Below are 19,123 nucleotides of genomic sequence, written 5' to 3'. Positions count from 1 at the left end.
GATGCGCTTGCCCACTATTCAGGCTTTTGGGCCGGAGGCGACTGGGCTACCCTGGCCGCCGGCTCATCGAGCCGGATGCAGCGCACCGGGGAGTAAGTGAAGGTGCCATCCTGGGCCAGCTGCCGCAGACGATAGTACACGCGGGGCACCCCGTAGCGGTGGATGTGCAGGTCCATGTACACGTAGTCGTAGCGGGCGGCATAGCCGGGGTGAGCCTCCATGGTCGAGAGGGTTTCCCAGGTGCGAGCGTCGCGGCTCTGCTCAATCACGTAGGTTAGGATGTTGCCTTCTCGCAGGGTAGTCCAATGGAGCTGGCCGCCCCCGTAGTAGAGTTCGGCGGTGAAATACACAAGCTCCACGGGCTGGGTGGTGTAAACGCTATCGAAAGCCACGGGCGTTTGCTGGGCGCGGGCCGGACCAGCCAGCGCCAGCAGCATCACGGCCAGCAGCGCTCCGGCTTTGCCCAGGTGGCATAGGGCGGAAAGAGGGTATCCTTTCATAAGGAGTAGGCGGGGGTAAATAATGAAGATATTGGTGGCTGGCATTCTCCGCTGAATGAGCAGCTAATGAGGGCTTGGCAGAGAAGAATCAGTTAGCCTGACTCGGATTGGTTGTGACGCTTCGGAAAAGGCGGGGCTACTTTTTTAATTAAACTTTTTTTATAAAAGCGCGTATTTACGACGCATTTGCATATAATCTAAAATCATCATTGGTGTAACTAAATCAATCAATAATCAGTCTGATTGGACAAAATTAACCGACTACGCATTGGGTACATAAATTGGATAATACCGATTGTGTGGATTTTGCCTGAACGACCGAATTCCGTGGCTGAACTACCAAAAAAGGTGGCTGGTAGGTGGCCAGCGCTCAGTAGGCCATTTGCGGCTCAGCCTAAAGCAAAATGCTCCCTCCGCACCGGCAATCGCCGGTGCGGAGGGAGCATTTTGCGAATAATTTTCCCGGATTAGGAAAAGTCCACAGCTGGCAGTCGTTGGGCTGGTCCCCGCTTGTGCGGGAGCCCGGCCCGTATAACGGGCAGTGGCTGATACCGCTAACGCTCGGGCCGGTTATACCGAAGCGTTTCCATTATGCCATCTGAGGCATCTGATGGGAATGCGGCTTCGGAGAGCTTGGCTTGACTATTCTAGGCGGCTTGCCTGCCCGGCACCGTGAGCAGCGGGGCCTACCCAATGATGCGCAGAAACTGCTGGATGTTTTGCCGGTAAGCCCGGCCCAAGAGGGCAGTGGTGCCATCACTCAAGTGCACCAGGTTGGCACTCAACTCAACGTGTTCGACGTGCCGCAGACTGACAATCCAGGCCCGGTGGCACTGCACAAAATCGGCAGGAGGGAGATGCGCCAGCACCTCGGCCAGGGTGAGGCGCACGGAGTGCCGCCGCCCGGAAGCCATGGTTATCATGGCGTGTTTTTGCACCGCCTGTACACTCACGACGTTGGTTACATCCAGCCGCACCAGGAGGTTGCTCTCGCGCACGAACAAACTGCTTTCGGTGGGCAATTGGGTGAAACCAGCGGGCGTGAGCGAGAACAAGGCCGTGTTCATCAAGACTCCTTGGCTGATTGCCTGTTGCAACAGACTCGGTTGGTAGGGTTTCGAGAGCAAGGCTACCGGGCGCACCTTTTGTATCCGCTGCAACACTAAATAGTCGCTATTGCCTGATACAAAGACCAACGGTATTTTGCCCAGCGAGCGCAGGTTGATGGCCAGGTCAATACCGTCCATCTCACCCGCCAGCTTAATGTCCAGAATGGCCAGGTGCGGCAAATCATAGCGGCATAGTTCCAGGGCCTCCCGCGCCGTGGACACGGGGCCAACCGGACTAAAGCCCATCTGCTGAACGAATGCGGCGAGGATGTTTGCTTGAATGGGGTTATCCTCCACCACCAAGACGCGGGGCGGTATGTCCGTGTGAGCGACGGCAATTGTTTCCATGATACCGACAGTTAAAAAGGTGACGAGAGGAATATGGCGGCCCGCCCTGATTAGTAGGGGCAATGGTTGCATCTCTGCGCCTGTGGGGCGTGAGGGGGGAGCCTGGATTGCCGTGCCGAGTTTTTGGTCCGTAGCAAAAACGGCAAGCAACTTCTGTTCAGCGAAACAGGGGGCCGGTAAACAGGCCGATTATGTACTGTTTCGACTGGTTTTATTGCAAAACTACTGTTGTGGTTGCGCCACCGGGTAGCGGTTTAGCCTGAGTTGACCCAAAAAAGGCTTGAACCAATCGAATAGCGTCCTCAACCGATAATAAGCTGCAGCGCTAACCCGGCTGAAGTGTGTGAAAAACACGCTTTACCGGGTGTTCAGCGGGTAGCAATAGCAGGATGTTGAGAATGAATTTAAAACAGCACCCTACCTTTGTAAACGGCCTTATTAGCCTGTAAACAAGGACTATGGCCCGTTCAATACCCTATTTTTGCCGACAAAATTTAAGCGCCAAGCTCTTCCTTCTAGTGTGCATATGGCTGACTATAAGGGGTGCGCAGGCCAGCACTCCGGCTCGCTACCGCAGCCCAGCTATCGACTCACTGCGGGCAGTGTTGCGGCAGGCCGTCCTGCCTGATTCGCAACGGGTGCTCACGCTGATTTCACTTGAGCAGGAATACCACATGAACGACGATGCTACCGCGCTACGCCTGGCCCGGCAGGCGCTGGCCCTGGCCCGTCGGCACGGATTTGAGCGCGGTGAGCTGATGGTGCTGAGTGACTTGTCGCGGGTTAGCTCCAGCTTGCAAGACCTGCCGCAGGCCGAGCGCTGGGCCCAGGAACTGCAGCGTCGCGCGTGGGCCACCTCCCCGGCGCTGCAAAGCTTTCGCATCGTGGCCTTGCAAACCCTCGCGACCGTAGCCGTGGCGCAGCAAAACGAGCCCCGGGCCCTGGTGTATTTACGGCAGGCGCTGGCCCTGCTGCCGAAAGTCGACCCGCAGGGGCGGTTTCCGCTGCTGTCGCTGCTTACTTACTACGGGCTGAGCGAAATTTATACCAGCCGCGTAACAAACCTGCCTCACCCTGCCGACTCGCTGACGCGACTCGCGCGCTTATATGCGGGAAATTTCGCCGCCCAGGCCCGGCAGTGTGGCCACAAGGACATGCTGGCCAATGCCTATTTGTCGTTGGGACGCTTAAGCCACCAAACTGACTCTGCGGCCTACTACTTAAGCCGGGCCGTCGGGCTATACCGGGCCATGAGCCATTTGGGCAAAGAAAGCTATGCTTATGCCGTTTGGGCGGATATGGCTTTGCTCAACCGACAGTACCTGCTGGCCGAAACCAAGGCACGCCAGGCGCTGGCCTTAACCCACTCGGCACCGGACCCGATTCAGGAGTCTGAAGTGCGCGACATACTAGCCGAAGCGCTGGTAGCCACCGGCCGGGGAGCCGAAGCCTACCGCCAGGCCAAACGCGCCCATCAACTCCACGATTCGGCGACGCAGCTAAATAATAACGCCCAGCTTCAAGCTCTTCAGGTCCAGTTCGACACGCAACAAAAAGACGGTCGGATTCAGGCCTTGACCCAGCAGCAAGCGGCACAGCGCAGCCGTGCGCGGGCGCAGCAGCAGCAACTGTGGTTTCTGGGTATTGCGCTAACCATAGTGGCCGTGGGGGCGGCGGCGGTGAGCGTGTTGGCCCTGCGCCTGCGCCGCTCGCGAGCGCAGCTGGCCATGCAGCACCACCAGCTCGCGGCGCAACACGAGGAGCTGACCCACACCCGCGCCACTCAGGACCGCCTGTATGCCTTGGTGGCCCACGACTTGCGTTCGCCGGTGGTGGCATTTGCCGGCTTGGCCGACTTGCTGCACAGCTACGTGCAGCAGCAGGATACCGAAGCACTGACTAACCTGGGTGGCTACATCCGACAGGCGGCCCGGAACCTGAGCGAGTTGCTGGACAACCTGCTGAACTGGGCCCTGAGCCAACGAGGCGAGTTGTTGCCCGTGCTGCAGCCCGTGCGCGTGCAGGAGCTGCTGGCAGAAACAGCGGCTATGTACCAGCACAGCGCGGCTGAAGCCCGCATCCGGCTGGCCATTGAGGCACCGGTGGAGCTAGGGATACTCGCCGACCCCAACATGACGCGCACCATTTTGCGCAATCTGGTGAGCAACGCGCTCAAGGCCACTCCCAAGGACGGCAAGGTGACGCTGCGCGCCCGTCGGGAAACCAACCGCATTCATTTGCAGGTAACCGATACCGGCGGCAAACTATCGCCGGAGATGCTCAGCCAGCTGGAAATGGACGCCGCCCGGCTACGCGTGGCCGACCTCACGCATAGCGTGGGCCTGGGGCTGCTGCTGAGCCGGGCGTTTGCACGGGCGCAGGGGGGCACCCTCCGGCTAGCCAACGATGCGACCGGGCTGGGCGTGTGCGCGCAGTTGGACCTGCCAGCCATCTCCTAACTACTGCCGGCCTCCTTTCTATTCTCTTTCTGCTACCGGTTTCTTTCTGCTACCGGCCTTCCATCTATTCTCTTTCTGATATTAAAGTACCTGCCGGCTATGGCTGACTCTTACTCTCCGCTCCGCATCCTAATCGTCGAGGATGAACCCCTATTTGCCGCTCAGTTAAAGCAGGCACTCACCAGTTTGTCCTACGAAGTTGTTGGACCTGCCCTCGACCCGGCCACCGCGCTGCAGTTGTTTCAAACTTCCAGCCCGCCCCCCGACATTGCCCTGCTCGACATTCACCTGGGCCCCCGTGGCCCCGACGGCATCGATTTGGCCAAGCGGTTATTAGCCGAGCGGCCCCTCCCCGTTATCTTCCTCACCTCGCACGCCGATGCGTCGTCGTTCGCGCGGGCGCGCCAGCTCGGCCCCGCCGCCTATCTGGTGAAGCCCACCGACGTTGCCGCCTTGCAGCGGGCCATTGAGCTGGCCATTATAAACTTTTCTATCCGCGAGGCTGACCGGCTAGAAATCACCTCCCCCTCAATCGATAACCAAACGTTCATTATACCCAATACCGGCATCTTGCTTCCCAAAACCCTGTTCGTCAAAGAAAACGGACTGTTGGTAAAAGTTGGGATGGATGAGATTACCTGGGTCATGGCCGAGGGCAAGCATTGCCAGCTAACCCTCAGCAAAGGACGCGTGGTGCAGGTGCGCCAATCGTTGCAGAAACTGGGTCAGCACTTGCTCGCCGGGCAGTTCGTGCAAATCCAGCGCAGCTACCTGATTAACGCCAAGTTTATTGAGCGAATCGACACAGTTCGCAACATTGTGCAGGTGGATGGGCATTTGCTGCCCATTGGTTTGGTCTATCGGGACAAGTTGCTGGAACGCCTGCAACTGCTGTAGCCGCTCCGACCAATGCCAAGCCCCTCGGAAACGGTCATGGGCGGCAATAAAATAATCGTTCATAAGCATGATGGCCTGTTTTTCGTACGCTTGCTTCTGCATGGATACCCAGGGCGATTTTTTTAGATGGCTGTACAGACTGTAGGTTGCTCAACAGGGGCTCACCAACAGGGGGCCGGTGTCTTATTGCCCGCCGAGGCCGCCTGCATTCAGCGCTACCGCCACGCATAAGATGGGGCTAGAGCGTGTTAATGACTTGTTGAGCAAATTCGGGGATGAAAAAGCCCCACCCTGGATATCCGAGCGATGTAAGCGACGAAGAATGGGCGTTTGCCGCACCCTACCTGACATTGATGAGCGAAGCGGCCCCGCAACGGGAATACCCGCTGCGCTCGTTATTCAACGCCGTGCGGTACCTGGCCCGCACCGGGGTGCCTTGGCGCTACCTGCCGGGCGATTTTCCGGCTTGGCCGGCGGTCTACCAGCAGCTGCGCCGCTGGCTTGACGCGCAGTGTTTCGAAACGATGGTCGACGATTTGCGCCAGCTGCTGCGCACGGCCCAGGGCCGCCCGGCCGAGCCTTCGGCCATCCTGTTGAACAGCCGCACGCTGCAAAGCACACCCGAAAGCGGGCACCGGGCCGGCTACGACGGGGCCAAGCGGCGCAAAGGCAGCAAGGTGCACATCGCCGTGGATACGCTCGGGCACTTGCTGGCGGCGCTGGTCACGCCGGCCAACGAACAAGACCGGGCCCAGGTGAGGGCCCTGGCCTAGGAAGTGCAAGCCATTACGGGCCAAGCCGTGACGCTGGCCTATGTCGACCAGGGCTACACCGGGCAGGAACCGGCGCAGGCCGCGGCCGCTCAGGGCATCGAATTGCACGTCGTTAAGTTGCCGCAGGCCAAACGCGGCTTTGTGTTGCTGCCCAAACGCTGGGTCGTGGAACGCTCCTTCGCCTGGGCGGCCCGTTTCCGACGCTTGGCGCGGGATTATGAACGTCTGACCACCACCCTCGAAGGCATTCACTACCTCGTCTTTGCCTGCTTGATGCTCGTCAAAGCAAATCATATCAACCTGCTAAGTCATTAACACGCTCTAGGCTCTGCTAGGTGCAATAGCGCTGAGGCGGCCCATGGTGGGATGGTCTGCATAAGCTGGACACAAGTAACACTTGAAGCGACGCCAAAAGGCGCGCCTTTCTGATACCCCTCCCCTACTCCAGGCGAGCAGGCCGAAAAGACGCTTTTTAATGGCTCAAAAAGTGGGCTCTGGAAGATTTAGCGGGTTGGTTTTGTGAACCATACTTACTGAGTCAATTCTTATACATGACTACAGAGCAGGCCCAGGACCTTTACTGTGTTTCCGCTTTTGCACCTCTGACAATGTAAGTTCTAGGGGTTTAATAGACGTTTCGGCGCCGAGCGGGCTTTCGACTTCAGGTGCGTTTACGGCCTGAACTACAGGCGAGGAAAATGCTTCGCGAAGTTGCGCTCCTTTGTAGCCCACCTCCTGCCCCCGCACGGCTACGCCGTTCAGTTCAAAGCTCACGCCCCGCAGGACGCCACCCTTGTCGTGGGTATACCGAACCTCAATCAGTTCTTTTTGCAATTGCAAAGCCAGCCACTCCTCCCCTCCCCTATCGGCTTGCGCGAGTAAGTGCTGCAACGCCCGGCTCACCTGCTCCCGCGCGTCCTCCTTCGTGGGGTCCAGCGCCCGCAGGCTGCGCCGCCGCTCGGGGATGGGGTCCATGCCTAACTCCTGGCTTATCTGCCGCGTGATGGCCGGCTGCCGGTAGAAGTTATTATCCGTCCGCAGCGCTGGTCCTCCATCAATCGGCACCCGGTTCAGGTAGATATGAACGTGCGCGTGCTTCTTATCCCGGTGCTCATACACCACCACCTGATGCCGGTCAACGGGCGCGCCAATCAGCTCACAATACCGCTGGGCGGCGGCCACTTTCTGGGCCTGGCTCACCACCTCCCCCGCCTTCCACGAGAGCACGGTATGCCACACCGGCTTCTGAATCCTTTTGCTCTGCGCCGCCACGGCCCGCATATCCTTCGCCATCTCCCTGGGAGTGCCCGGAATCAAATTAGCCACGACCAGAAGCGGGGCCTTCCCCGGCTCCTTGCCCCGGCCCTGACGCTGCCCCGCGCCGTAGGTTAGCGCCCCCTCGAAGTCATTGCCGGTGGTGGTCTTTGCAATCATACCAGATAGCCTCTAATAATAGCCAGCGCCTGCACCAGCTGTGCTTCGTGGCTGCTAAAAGACTTACCTGCCTGCGCCAGTCGCGCTATCTGATTCAGGTTGGTGCCGATGCCTACCAGCTGCCGCCGCAGTTCCGGCGGGATACTTTCTTTGACCTCCACCTCCCGGCCTACATCACGCAAATAAGCCGATACTTTCTTGTAGCCAGCGGCTGCAGCTTTTACCTGCAAATCCTTTTTCTCATCCGGGCTCACCCGCACATCAATGCGCAAAGTACGGGCTGCTTCAACGGCATTCTCAGCTTGCTTCTCTGGTTCCATGATGATTCTGGGGACGTTAGCTTACCCAGGTTTGCTAAATCTACTTTAGAATTGCGAAACGCTAAATGCTATACGCTAAACTAGCAAGCCAAGCCATGTGAGCCCGCGAACTTGGCCATGTCATTGTCCGGACAAACGAAGTTTGTCCGGACAATGACATGGCTTGCTAAACGATGAACGGGCTTATGGAACGAGGGCGTTACCCGGGGATAGGGCTAGAACTATAGCTTAGCACTCATGCCATATTGCAACTTTGACACAATGCAACTTTACACCTCCACAGCCATCATTCAGGAATGATGCCATTCGTGGCATTTAATGTTTTAATATTGCCACATTGCACCGTTACAACTTTGCCCCTTTGCAACATAATTAACCAACATAGAGAAGCATGGCCTACTGGATGAGATGCAACAGTTCACCAAAGCAACTTTGCAACTTTACAGCATTTTGCGCTTCAAATTATTTGCCATAATGTTGCTTTGCAACAACGCAGCATACTATCTTCGCCACATTGCAACTAAGCAACAACACCACATTAGCTCATTGTTGTTTTGCAACTTTGCACCTAGACACCTTTTTATCAATGCAACAAAGTTGTATAGGTGCAATACCATAACACAACTTTGTTGCTATGCTCTAATGAAACTTTGTTGCAATCACACAATACAACTTTGCGGCATTGCAACAAAGCCACTTTACAACTAGCAACCCCGCCTTTATCAATCTCCCGGTCCCACGCATGAATCAACCCCACGTACTCGCATTTGCCACCCAGAAGGGGGGCGCTGGTAAGTCGACTATCGGCACGCACATGGCCTCGGCGCTGTGTTACTACTATGGCTACAAGGTGGCCATGGTGGACTGCGACTATCCGCAGAACTCCCTGCATGCCTACCGCCTCGAAGAGCAGAACCGGTTGCAGTCGGAAGCGCCGTTCCAGGCCCGCCTGCTGAAGCAGGGTATCCCGCCGTACCCAGTCATTATTTCCAGTGTGGAGAAAGCCGTGAGCTCCATCGAAGGGTTGTTTGAGCAGGACTATGATTTCATCTTGGTGGATACGCCCGGCACGGTGAACGTGGTGGGGCTTCCGGAGTTGCTCAGGCTGGTGGATTACATCTTCCTGCCGATTGAGCCGGACAAAGGCTCAATTGCCTCCACCATGTCCTACATGGGCATCCTGGGCCAGTTTGTGCAGGCGCGCGATGAGGATTCCAATCTGCTGGGCTTCTACGCCTTTTGGAACAAGTTCGTAAAGTCCGAGAAAAAGGGGATTTATGACAAGACGGAGGAGCTGTTTCAGGAGAAAGGGCTGCCCTTGCTCAAGAGCCGGGTGGAGCTGCTGATGACCTACAAAGAAAACCGCTCCACGATGTTTCCGCTGCCGGAGCGTGACCTCAACCGCCTCGGCCTGGGTCAGCTCATCCTGGAAATTCTGACCCTCGTGGTAGGGGAGGGGGCGGTCACGCCCTCGGGTAAAACCATTGCGTTTACGGCCCCGGCCGTCGAGTCAGCCCCCGGCGCGTAGCCCTACGGCTCATCCACCGCTGCTTTTCCTCTAAAACTTCAAGCCTGTATTCTTCTTTGTCATGGCCAAAGCCTCCACCAAGAAACCCAAACTCACCCCGGAAGAACAAATGGCTGAGCTGGCCCGCCTGACGGGCTCCGTCGCGGCCATCAGCCACATGGGGACCAGCCAGCCCTTCGTACTGCCCACACCGGCCCCGGAGCCTACGCCCACACCGGCGGCTTCGGCTCCGGAGCCGGCCACGGCGCCCGTCGAAGCCGCGCCCCCGGTGGAAGCAGTAAAAACGGAACCGTCGGTGCCGGCCGTACCCGTTACCGCCACAGAGCCCGCGCCGCCGTCGGCGGCTGTTCCCGCGCCAGCCACCAGTGCAGCCCCGTTAGAACCGAAGGGAGAAAAAGCATCGACCGTCGTGGCACCGGCACCGCTGGCCGCTCCGGCTGCCGAGTTGCCCGTTGTAGATGACCGGGAGGAAGAAGAGGCGGTGGAGGTGGAAGCTGCGCCGATGCCAGCTGCCACGGGGGACGGCAAGGATAAGCTGGACCTGACTTCACTCTTTGCCGATTCGGCGGAGAAGAAAACCTTTCAGATTCGCATCACGGCCAGCCACCAGCAGTTTTTCCAGCAGATGGGCCTGCTGCTGGGTGGGGGAGCCTCCTCGACTGATGTTATTCACAACATCCTTGCCCAGTTCAAGGCGGCGAACGAGGCCCAGATTCAGAAAGCGTTTCAGCGGCAGCTGCGCCAGATGATGTCGCCCAAAAAGTAAGCGTATCCGTTAGGGGCTATTTCGCCGGCGCGGCTCTATTCCGGGCCGGGCGGTTCTTCCTTCCCTATTTCAAACTATCTCCTCCGCTGCCGGCCCACCTGGGCAGGGTAGGGGAGGGGCCCTATTTTCTACCAGCAATGCGCAGCAGCAGTCCTTTCATTCCCAGCCCCCAAGGTGCGTCGAAGCGACGTGGCGGGCGGTAAGCATTTGACCGTGCTGGCCCTGCTGTTGGCCGGTACGGTAGCCCGCGCAACCTGTTTGCCGGGCGAAAGCAGCCTAACCTCGCCCGGGGACAGCGCCACCGTTGACTCGCTGCGCGAAGTGGCCCGGCGGCGGCAACTACCGGACTCGGTCCGGTTTCAGACGCTGCGCGCTTTAAGTGACGCGCTATTTGCGCAGGATGAGCCGGAGGCCCGCCGGATAGGGGAGCAGGCCGTGCAGCTGGCCCGTCACCGGCGGGACTGGCCGCGCGTGGCCGATGGCTTGTACCAGCTGGTGGTGAACTGTGAGCGGGCCGCCGACTACGTAGCCGCCATGCAGTACAGCCAGGAAGGTGTCGGCGTGGCCAGGGTGCACCAGCTACCCGACGAATGGCGCTTCACGCAGTGTATGGGCCTGGTATCAGTTGATACCAAAGACGTGACCGGGGGCCTAAAGTATATGCGCCAGGCCTACCAGCAGCAAGGAGCCGTGGGCAACGTTCCACCCCGGGAGCGGGGCGGCCTGCTGCTCAACCTGGCCAACACCTTTCTGGTAATGCAGCGCTACGACTCGGTGCTGCACTACGCGACCCGGGCGCTCCCCTACATGCAGCGGGCGAAAGACGCCCGGGGCTTGGGCTACGTGTACCAGTTCCGGGGCGAGGTGTACGCCATGATTCAGCCCCAGACCAGGGTCACGCTGGATTCAGCGGCCACAAACATGAACCGGGCCCTGCGCATCATGCAGCGTCACGGGTTTCGGCCCCAGACGGCCAGCTCGGCGCTGGCGCTGGCCCGCGTGTACCGGTTGCAGGGGCAGCCGGCCGTTTCGCAGCGCATGGCGGAACTGGCCCTCATCCTGGCCCGCGAGCTAAAGATGCCCGACTACGAGGCGGACGCGCTGGCCAACCTGGCCTGGGCGCACGCCGACCAGGGCCGGATGCGCCGCTCCTTCGACCTCGACAACCGGGCGCAGCACCTGCGCGACTCCCTGTTCAACGGCGACAAGGCGCAGGCACTGGCCCAGCTGCAGGTGCGCTACGACGTGAAGCTGCTGACGGAGCAGAAGCGGGCCGCCGAGTTTGAGCAGCGCAGCCAGCGGGCGCAACTGCACTCGCTGTGGCTGCTGCTAGGCGGGCTGACCACGACCATCGGGGTGGGCAGCTGGCTGTACTGGCGGCTGCGGCGGCAAAAAGCCCTGCTGGCCGTGGCCAATCAGGCCAACTGCCGGTCCGTAGCCGAAAAGGAGGTGCTGCTGCAGGAAATTCACCACCGTGTGAAGAACAACCTGCAACTGGTAAGCGGCCTGCTGGGCTGGCAGGCAAGCACCCTGCCCGAGCCCGCCCTGGTGGCCGCGCTAACCGCCAGCCGGGACAGAATTCAGAGCATGGCCATGGTACATGAGTTCTTATATCAAGCCGACAATCTGGCCGAAGTGCGCATGGACCAGTACCTGCGCGAACTGCTTGACTCTCTGAAAATCGCCCTCGCCACGTCCGAGCAAAACATCGAGCTGAGCATGGACCTGGCCCCGGTAATTATGAGCCCCAAAGAGGCCAGCACGGTGGGACTAGTGGTGAACGAAATGGTGACCAATGCGTACAAGCACGCTTTTCAGGGCCTTGCCCAGGGCCACCTGCACGTTTCCTTCGCCAGCCGCCCCACCGGCTTCCAGCTTACCATCTCCGATGACGGGGCCGGAATGCCGGCCCAGGACGCGCCAGCGAAGGCCCACTCCCTGGGCATGCAGCTGGTCCGCACGCTCACCAAACAGCTGAAAGCGAAGCTGTCGGTGACACGTTCCTTTCCCACGGGCACACGCATGGAGGTAACTCGTGAATGACGAGACTCGCGGTGTGCCCCTTATCCCACCCTATGTCTACCATTCTCATAGTTGAAGATGAATTGCTTATTGCCGCCGAGATAGAACGCACGCTGGTTCGGCTGGGGCATACCCCACTCGAACCCGTCGACAACAGCGATGAGGCCCTGCGCGTGCTGGCCACGCAGCCCGTGGAGTTGGTGCTCATGGACATCAACATTGCCGGTGACTGCGACGGCATTGCGGCGGCATTGCTTATTCGCCGGCAGTTTGCCGTGCCGGTGGTGTTTCTCACGGCCCGCTCCGATGCCGACACCCTGAACCGGGCCAAGCTGGCCCAGCCCTACGGCTACCTGGTCAAGCCCTTTACCGATGATTCGCTGCGGGTGCAGGTTGAGCTGGCGCTCTACAACGCCTATCAGGCCGGCCCAACCGGCCCCGTATTGGATGCCGCCAATGGCGTCGGCATGGAGGTGCTGGGGCCAGCTGAGCGCTGCCCCAAGTTCAAGGACTACCTGTTCGTGCGCAAGGGCTCCGGCCACGTCAAGGTACTGCTGGCCGACATTCTCTACTTCGAGGCCCTGCAGAACTTTGTGCGGTTGCACACGCTGCGGGAGAAATTTGTGTTTGACTCCACGATGAAAGAGCTGGAGCAGAAGCTGCCCGACCAGTTTCTCAAAACCCACCGCTCCTACATTGTGAATCTGGACCGGGTGCAGGCCTACGAGGAAAGCAGCGTCTTGCTCGGCGATGATTATGTGCCGGTCAGCCGCTCGTTGAAGGATGAGCTCAAAAGTCGCATTCACTTAGTAGGGTAGGGCGATTTTGTTATTAAAGACACTCTCTGTTCTTGTTGTGAAAACCACCCTTTGACTGAACGCCTCTGTGCGGCTGACTCGCATTGATAACCAGCTAAACCAGGGCTATCAGGACGCCGCTGGCCAGGACGGTGAGCAACATGCCGATGTGGATGCGGGCTTCTAGAGCCTCATAGGCAATCACAGCATCTCGGTACACGGGGTGCGCCAGATGGTGCCAAACAACCCGGCTGCGCGCTCGTATGCTGGCCTCACCTAGCGCAGTTTGCCAAAGAATAGACTCCGGTTCCAACTCGACGCATTCCAAGGGCTGCTCCTGGGCCATCCGCGCGTGCATCACGTTCAATTGCTGGACGAACACAGACTTGAGCATCAGGTACCGGGCATAGAAATACGGCAGCGCGAGCATGCCAGCGGTCAGGAAGATGAATAAGATGATTTCTTTCTGGGCGGACATCGGATAGACGAAGAAAAAGAGGTCGATTACCAATCAAATGAAGGCTGACGCTGGATACCCGTGGCCATCTGGGCCGTGGCAACACGCCGTCAGAATCTGGCCGAAAAACGCCACAAGGAAACGCTCGCCGTGCTAGCTCGGCGACAGCGTTAGGTACTGGGCTGGGCCGGTGGGTCGCAAGCTATCTGGGTCGCAGTAAGGTGGTAAAACGCCACACAGTATTGCCTACAATTCGCCCCGCCGCAACCACTCCGTGCACGCCTCAGCCCCGTAGCGCACCGCGTAAGCAATTGCGGCTGGCTCAGCTCGGTGAACACTTCCAGCAGCCCCAAGCCCAGCCAGCGGCGGTGGCGACGGGGCGTTTTTGCGTGTTTAGTCCCTTGCTTTATAGCACTAAGCTAGGCAGCGGGTAAAGAACTTGTCCAAGCACTACTCATTTTTTAATCACCTCGTTTCGAAACCCCGTTCAGTCGCCACTCAATGCCAGCTCAGCAGCCAGGGCATGCTTAACTACTGGACCCGCGCCGCAAAAAGTTAAGACCCTCATAATAAATAGGTTTATTGACTGTATTTTCTTACTTTGCTCAACACACCCGGTATCCGGAAATTTCCACTTCCTTACCTGTTTTCCATGAAGGTTATCTACACATACCTATTACTAGTTGCAGGGCTGCTCCTGGCAACGTCGGCCGTTGGCCAAAATAATACGCTGGACGGCGGGGCCCGAAACGGAGGCACCTTTTTCTCAGTGGCGACGCTACCAACCCCAACGGGGCCTACCTCCAACTGGGCACTTTGGCTAGTGATGGCAGCATTGGCTACTTGGCAGGGCTGAGCAACAGTTCCACTGCAGCCGGCCAGATGGCCCATAACTTCATGCTCAATCAGACAGGGTATCCGACCATATTTAAAATTACGCGCAATGGGCATGTTGGCTTGGGTATTGGTCTTGATGCACATAAGCAACACGACGAATCGGTGTTAGGCGTGTACAGCGGGCGGGCCAATTTTTCGGTTGATGACCTTGGGCTTGGCGCCCAAGCCCTCGCCAACGGCAGTACTTGTCTGGGATTCAACGCCATTCGCCAGGGTGACGGCCCTTTTCGGTTTGGTTTGAATAATAACAAAAACGGCGGGGCCGTCATCTGGGCCGATATGGACGGCGCCTTGGCCTTCAGCACGGTGGCGTCGAACGGCGGCGCCGGCGCGAGCTATCAATCTCCGGCCAATATCATGGGCGCTTATCAGCGCCTGCGCATTAGCCCCGATGGCAAGGTACAAATCGGGCGGGGGCTGACCAGTGCCTCGCCGCACTACGCCAACTACAAGCTGGCCGTGGACGGCAAGCTGGTGGCCCAGTCGGTGTACGTGATGAGCGCCACCGACTGGGCCGATTTCGTTTTCGAGCCCACCTACCGGCTGATGCCGCTGCCGGAGCTGGAACGCTACCTGCAGCTCAACAAGCACCTGCCCACCATTCCGTCGGCGGGGGAAGTGCAGGCCAACGGCATCGACGTGGGGACCATGCAGGCCCGGCTATTGCAACAGTTGGAGGAGCTGACCCTGCGGGTGATTGAGCTGGATAAGCAGAACCAGCGGCTGCAGGCCGAAATAACCGCGCTGGCCGCGAAGAAGTAATTCCGCTAGTGCCCCCCGGCGCCAGCCGCTCCGTTCACTCCTCCTTTTTGCGCAACACCATGAACCCTTTCTACTTCTATTTTCTACGCGGCAGCCTGACACTGTGCCTGCTGCTCGCCCTGGCTAATTCAACCCGCGCGCAAGTTCCGGTGTTTGACCAAGCGGGCGGGTGCGGCGTAGGCACAACGCCCAGCAGTTCCCGCGTTAACATGGTGACGGCCGATGCACAGGGCAACACTTACGTGGTGGGCCAGTTCAACGGTTCCGTGCGCTTCGGCGCCACCACCCTAACCGAAACAGGTTTTAATGACGCCTTCGTAGCTAAGCGCGACGCCAGCGGGGCCTGGCTCTGGGCCAGCGGCGGCGGCGGCGGCGAGAGCGACCAGTTCACCGACGTGGCCGTTGACGCGCAAGGCCAGGTGTATGCTGTGGGCTCGTTCGCGCAAGGCTCGCGCAACGTACCGGTCACAGCTACTTTCGGCGGCTTCACCATTACCTCGGCCGGCTATTCCGACGTGCTCGTGGCCAAGCTCGATGGCGCCACCGGCGCTTGGCTGTGGGTGCAGCAGGCCGGCTTCGGCAACGCCAACGACGGCCGGGATTTCGGCCGGGCCGTGGCCCCCGACGGGGCCGGCGGCGTGCTCGTGGCCGGTACCTTCGACGGGCCCGCCCTGCGCGTGGGCGCCACCGTGCTGCAAAACGTGGGCCGCGGCACCGACCTGTTCGTGGCTCGCCTCGACGCGGCCACCGGCGCCTGGGGCTGGGCCGTGAGCACGGGCCACGGCACCGTGGCCGACCTGGCCGCCGACGCGCAGGGCAACGCCTACCTGACCGGCGATTTCGGCTCGGGCATCGCCTTTTCCGCCTTGTTCCCCCTCACCCAACAAAGCGGCAGCTACATCGCCAAAATCGACCGCCTCGGCAACTGGCAGTGGGCCCGCAACCTCACCGCCACGCCCGGCACCGGCACCTTCCCCGGTGGTGCCGGGTTCACGTACTGCGCGGGGCTGGCCACGGACAACGCGGGCCACCTCTACGCCTGCGGAAAATTTAGCGGGGGCACGGCCGCGTTTGGCGCCACCACGCTCACTAACACTAGCGGCACCTATTGGCCCGGTCCCAGCGCGCCAGGCACATTTCAGCTGGGCGACGCCTTCGTAGGCCGGCTGGATGCGGCCACCGGCGGCTGGCAATGGGCCGTACGCGCCGGCAGCGGCCCGGATGACGAATTCCTGAGCCAGCTGGCCGTGCGCGGCAATCGCGTGTACGCCGCCGGCACTTTTGGCCGTGAGCCCGTTACAGGAACTCCCTCAGCCGCCGGCAGTACTTTTGGCACCACGGCTTTGGTTAGTACTGGCAACGAAGACATTGTGGTGGTGGCGCTGGACACGGCCGGTGCTCCGCAGTGGGCCCTGCGTGCAGGTGGGGGGTATCAGGATGCGGTAACAGGATTGGTTTTGGATGCGAACAACCGCCTGCACCTTGCCGGCACCTGCGGCGGCGCGCAATTCGGCCCGTTTACGGTCACGACCCTCGCTTACCTGGCCCGGCTGTCCGGCGCTCCCCTGGCGGCCCGGCCCTTGGCGGGGCAGGCGCCCTTTGCCCTCTACCCCAACCCGGCCCGCTCGACCGTCACGGTAGAGGGCTTGGCGCCCGGGCAGCCGGTTCAACTCCTCGACGCGTTGGGCCGCCGCATGGCCGGGGGCCACATGCCGTCGCACGGCCCTCTCCACCTGGTTTTACCACCCGCGCTGCCACCGGGGATGTATGTGGTACGCAACGGCAGTCAGGCGCACCGGTTACTGGTGGAGTAGTCGGGCGGCCATCCCAGGGCAGTCTGTTCCTTTCCTAATTTTTCGCGCAACGCCATGAACCCTTTCTTCTCCCATTTTCTACGCGGCAGCCTCGCATTGGGGCTGCTGCTTGCCCTGATTAATTCAACACTCGCTCAAGTTCCGGTGTTTGACGAGGCAGTCACATGCGGTAACGCTATTGCACAGAATAGTTTCGGAGCTACAACTTCTATTGTAACCGACAATTCAGGAAATACGATAATCGCGGGTTCTTTTAGCGGAACAGTTGTCTTTGGCGCTACTACGCTCACGAGCGTGGGGAGCCTTGATGCCTTCGTGGCCAAACGCAACGCCGCCGGTGCGTGGCTATGGGTTGCCAACGGCGGCGGCGCTGAGGGCGACCAAATCGCCGACGTGGCCCTCGATGCGCAAGGCCAGGTGTACGTGGTCGGCTCGTTCGCGCAAGGCTCGCGCAACGTGCCGGTCACGGCCACTTTCGGCGGCTTCACCATCACTTCGGCCGGCTACTCCGACGTGCTCGTGGCCAAGCTCGATGGCGCCACCGGGGCCTGGCTGTGGGTGCAGCAGGCCGGCTTCGGCAATGCTAATACCGGCACCGACATCGGCCGGGCCGTGGCCCCCGACGGGGCCGGCGGCGTGCTCGTGGCCGGCACCTTCGACGGGCCCGCCCTGCGCGTGGGCGCCACCGTGCTGCAAAACGTGGGCAATGGCACCGACCTCTTCGTCGCCCGCCTCGACGCGGCCACCGGCGCCTGGGGCTGGGCCGTGAGCACCGGCCACGGTACCGTGGCCGACCTGGCCGCCGACGCGCAGGGCAACGCCTACCTGACCGGCGAGTTTGGCTCGGGCATCGCCTTCTCGGCCCTGTTTCCCCTCACCCAGCAGCGCGGCAGCTACCTCGCCAAAATCAACCGCCTCGGTGCCTGGCAGTGGGCGCAGGCGCTGACCGGCACCGCCGGTACCGGCACCTTCCCCGGCGGTTTCGGTGGTACAACTTGTAGTGGCCTAGCCGCCGACGAACGCGGGCACTTGTACATATGCGGTGCTTTCGGCGGCGCCACGGCCACATTTGGTGCCACCACCCTAACCAATGCCAGCGCCACTTACCAGGGCCAGGCGCTGGGGACTATTCAGTTGAATGATGCCTTCGTGGCCCGGCTCAACGCGGCCACCGGCGCCTGGCAGTGGGCCGTGCGCGCCGGCGGCTCCGACGATGAATCCTTGGGCCAGCTCGTGGTACGCGGCAACCGGATATACACGGGTGGCGCTTTTGGTCGGGTGCCCGCCACCGGCACACCCAGCCCTGCGGGTAGTGTATTCGGCACTAACGCGCTGGTCAGCGTCGGCCAAGAGGACATTGTAGTAGCCGCCCTGGACACGGCCGGCACTTGGCAATGGGCCTTACGCGCCGGCGGCTCTGGACAAGATAGAACAGGTCGGGTAGCATTAGACGCAACAGGGCGATTGCATATAACCGGCATATTTAATGGCCCTGCTGCACAATTTGGCTCTTTCAATGTGGTAGCCAATCCTTATGCGGGTGTATATCCCACGTTCTTCATGGCCCGGCTGGCTGGCGGGCCGCTGGCGGCCCGGCCCTTGGCGGGGCAGGCGCCCTTTGCTCTCTACCCCAACCCGGCTCACTCAGCCTTCACGGTGGAAGGTCTACCACCCGAGCAGGTGGTGGAGGTGCTGGATGCGCTGGGCCGCCGCGTGGCCGGGGGACACGTGCCGTTGCAGGGCCCCCTTTACTTGGCCCTGCCCCACGCACTGCCGCCGGGGCTGTACGTGGTACGCAGCGGCAGTCAGGCGCAACGCTTATTAGTGGAGTAGCGGCCTAAACACAATCGCAACGCTTTCTAAGCCATTCATTATCTCACTAGCTCATGCGCAACGCTTATTTTACAATGGCCCTCGGGCTAGGGCTTATGCCCTCGGTGGCCGCACAAGGCAACAATCCAATTACCTACTACGACATCACCAAAGACATTTACGAGAACAAATCACTGCTGGCGGAACACAGCGTAGAACTGTTGCCGGGGTTTGCCGTGAGTACGCCCGGATTCTTCGCGGCCCTGGGCAAGCCGTATGCCACCGCCGGGCAGTGGCAGGGCACTTTCAACTGGCCGCTCGTGGCTATTCATACAAGCGTGTTGCCTACTGGTAAGGTAGTGACCTGGCAGGGACACAACGACGGCTCACCATCAATGCCCATGCCAATGGGAACAGAAACTTACATG

At 60.2% G+C, this 19,123-nt stretch carries 14 protein-coding genes and 1 pseudogene; 10 read left to right on the top strand and 5 right to left on the bottom strand.

Going from position 1 to position 19,123, the window contains the following annotated elements; translation table 11 throughout:
- Positions 1 to 14: 14 nt before the first annotated feature.
- Positions 15 to 500 (bottom strand): hypothetical protein, encoded by a 486-nt coding sequence (locus Q5H92_RS19590; RefSeq protein WP_305013249.1) that lies wholly within the window; start codon positions 498 to 500, stop codon positions 15 to 17.
- Positions 501 to 1,186: 686 nt separating this feature from the next.
- On the bottom strand, positions 1,187 to 1,957 hold the full coding sequence (locus tag Q5H92_RS19585; protein ID WP_305013248.1) for a LytR/AlgR family response regulator transcription factor: 771 nt from the start codon (positions 1,955 to 1,957) through the stop codon (positions 1,187 to 1,189).
- A 674-nt stretch (positions 1,958 to 2,631) separates the two neighbouring features.
- Between Q5H92_RS19585 and Q5H92_RS19580 the strand changes: the two genes are divergently transcribed.
- From Q5H92_RS19580 to Q5H92_RS19570, 3 genes and pseudogenes are all read left to right on the top strand, one after another.
- Positions 2,632 to 4,416 carry a sensor histidine kinase gene (locus Q5H92_RS19580; RefSeq protein ID WP_305013247.1) on the top strand — a complete coding sequence of 595 codons (1,785 nt, stop codon included), beginning with the start codon at positions 2,632 to 2,634 and terminating at the stop codon, positions 4,414 to 4,416.
- Positions 4,417 to 4,515: 99 nt separating this feature from the next.
- Positions 4,516 to 5,313: a LytR/AlgR family response regulator transcription factor gene (locus Q5H92_RS19575; protein ID WP_305013246.1), complete on the top strand. Its 798-nt coding sequence runs from the start codon at positions 4,516 to 4,518 to the stop codon at positions 5,311 to 5,313.
- A gap of 275 nt (positions 5,314 to 5,588) precedes the next feature.
- Positions 5,589 to 6,401 (top strand): annotated as a pseudogene (locus Q5H92_RS19570) (IS5 family transposase).
- A 240-nt stretch (positions 6,402 to 6,641) separates the two neighbouring features.
- Here the strand turns inward: Q5H92_RS19570 and Q5H92_RS19565 are convergent.
- Positions 6,642 to 7,520 (bottom strand): relaxase/mobilization nuclease domain-containing protein, encoded by an 879-nt coding sequence (locus Q5H92_RS19565; protein WP_305013244.1) that lies wholly within the window; start codon positions 7,518 to 7,520, stop codon positions 6,642 to 6,644.
- On the bottom strand, positions 7,517 to 7,840 hold the full coding sequence (locus tag Q5H92_RS19560; RefSeq protein WP_305013243.1) for a plasmid mobilization protein: 324 nt from the start codon (positions 7,838 to 7,840) through the stop codon (positions 7,517 to 7,519). Before Q5H92_RS19560 ends, Q5H92_RS19565 begins: the two co-directional genes overlap by 4 nt.
- A gap of 742 nt (positions 7,841 to 8,582) precedes the next feature.
- On the opposite strand from Q5H92_RS19560, the gene Q5H92_RS19555 reads away from it, so the two are divergent.
- From Q5H92_RS19555 to Q5H92_RS19540, 4 genes are all read left to right on the top strand, one after another.
- Positions 8,583 to 9,368, top strand: coding sequence for a ParA family protein (locus Q5H92_RS19555; protein ID WP_169533839.1), 786 nt, complete (start codon positions 8,583 to 8,585; stop codon positions 9,366 to 9,368).
- Positions 9,369 to 9,429: 61 nt separating this feature from the next.
- Positions 9,430 to 10,134: a hypothetical protein gene (locus tag Q5H92_RS19550; protein ID WP_305013242.1), complete on the top strand. Its 705-nt coding sequence runs from the start codon at positions 9,430 to 9,432 to the stop codon at positions 10,132 to 10,134.
- Between the two features lie 174 nt (positions 10,135 to 10,308).
- Positions 10,309 to 12,177, top strand: a complete 1,869-nt coding sequence (locus tag Q5H92_RS19545; protein WP_305013241.1) for a sensor histidine kinase — start codon at positions 10,309 to 10,311, stop codon at positions 12,175 to 12,177.
- 32 nt (positions 12,178 to 12,209) lie between these two features.
- Entirely contained in the window at positions 12,210 to 12,974 is a 765-nt protein-coding gene (locus tag Q5H92_RS19540) for a LytTR family transcriptional regulator DNA-binding domain-containing protein (RefSeq protein WP_305013240.1), read from the top strand.
- 94 nt (positions 12,975 to 13,068) lie between these two features.
- Here Q5H92_RS19540 and Q5H92_RS19535 read toward each other — a convergent pair whose 3' ends face one another.
- Positions 13,069 to 13,464, bottom strand: coding sequence for a hypothetical protein (locus Q5H92_RS19535; protein ID WP_305013239.1), 396 nt, complete (start codon positions 13,462 to 13,464; stop codon positions 13,069 to 13,071).
- 1,080 nt (positions 13,465 to 14,544) lie between these two features.
- On the opposite strand from Q5H92_RS19535, the gene Q5H92_RS19530 reads away from it, so the two are divergent.
- The 3 genes from Q5H92_RS19530 (at position 14,545) to Q5H92_RS19520 (ending at position 18,716) form a co-directional block, all read left to right on the top strand.
- On the top strand, positions 14,545 to 15,069 hold the full coding sequence (locus Q5H92_RS19530) for a hypothetical protein (protein ID WP_305013238.1): 525 nt from the start codon (positions 14,545 to 14,547) through the stop codon (positions 15,067 to 15,069).
- Positions 15,070 to 15,128: 59 nt separating this feature from the next.
- A complete protein-coding gene (locus Q5H92_RS19525) occupies positions 15,129 to 16,883 on the top strand; it encodes a T9SS type A sorting domain-containing protein (RefSeq protein WP_305013237.1) in 1,755 nt (584 codons plus the stop codon).
- A 315-nt stretch (positions 16,884 to 17,198) separates the two neighbouring features.
- On the top strand, positions 17,199 to 18,716 hold the full coding sequence (locus Q5H92_RS19520) for a T9SS type A sorting domain-containing protein (RefSeq protein WP_305013236.1): 1,518 nt from the start codon (positions 17,199 to 17,201) through the stop codon (positions 18,714 to 18,716).
- The last annotated feature ends 407 nt before the right edge of the window (positions 18,717 to 19,123 follow it).

The organism is Hymenobacter mellowenesis (assembly GCF_030581005.1).
GTDB classification, from domain to species: domain Bacteria; phylum Bacteroidota; class Bacteroidia; order Cytophagales; family Hymenobacteraceae; genus Hymenobacter; species Hymenobacter mellowenesis.
This window is presented reverse-complemented; position numbering and strand designations above follow the sequence as displayed.

Coding starts and splice junctions, on each gene's coding strand:
- Q5H92_RS19575 (WP_305013246.1), top strand. CDS start 4,516: ATGGCTGACTCTTACTCTCCGCTCCGCATCCTAATCGTCGAGGATGAA.
- Q5H92_RS19540 (WP_305013240.1), top strand. CDS start 12,210: ATGTCTACCATTCTCATAGTTGAAGATGAATTGCTTATTGCCGCCGAG.
- Q5H92_RS19565 (WP_305013244.1), bottom strand. CDS start 7,520: ATGATTGCAAAGACCACCACCGGCAATGACTTCGAGGGGGCGCTAACC.
- Q5H92_RS19555 (WP_169533839.1), top strand. CDS start 8,583: ATGAATCAACCCCACGTACTCGCATTTGCCACCCAGAAGGGGGGCGCT.
- Q5H92_RS19590 (WP_305013249.1), bottom strand. CDS start 500: ATGAAAGGATACCCTCTTTCCGCCCTATGCCACCTGGGCAAAGCCGGA.
- Q5H92_RS19580 (WP_305013247.1), top strand. CDS start 2,632: ATGAACGACGATGCTACCGCGCTACGCCTGGCCCGGCAGGCGCTGGCC.
- Q5H92_RS19560 (WP_305013243.1), bottom strand. CDS start 7,840: ATGGAACCAGAGAAGCAAGCTGAGAATGCCGTTGAAGCAGCCCGTACT.
- Q5H92_RS19585 (WP_305013248.1), bottom strand. CDS start 1,957: ATGGAAACAATTGCCGTCGCTCACACGGACATACCGCCCCGCGTCTTG.
- Q5H92_RS19525 (WP_305013237.1), top strand. CDS start 15,129: ATGAACCCTTTCTACTTCTATTTTCTACGCGGCAGCCTGACACTGTGC.
- Q5H92_RS19550 (WP_305013242.1), top strand. CDS start 9,430: ATGGCCAAAGCCTCCACCAAGAAACCCAAACTCACCCCGGAAGAACAA.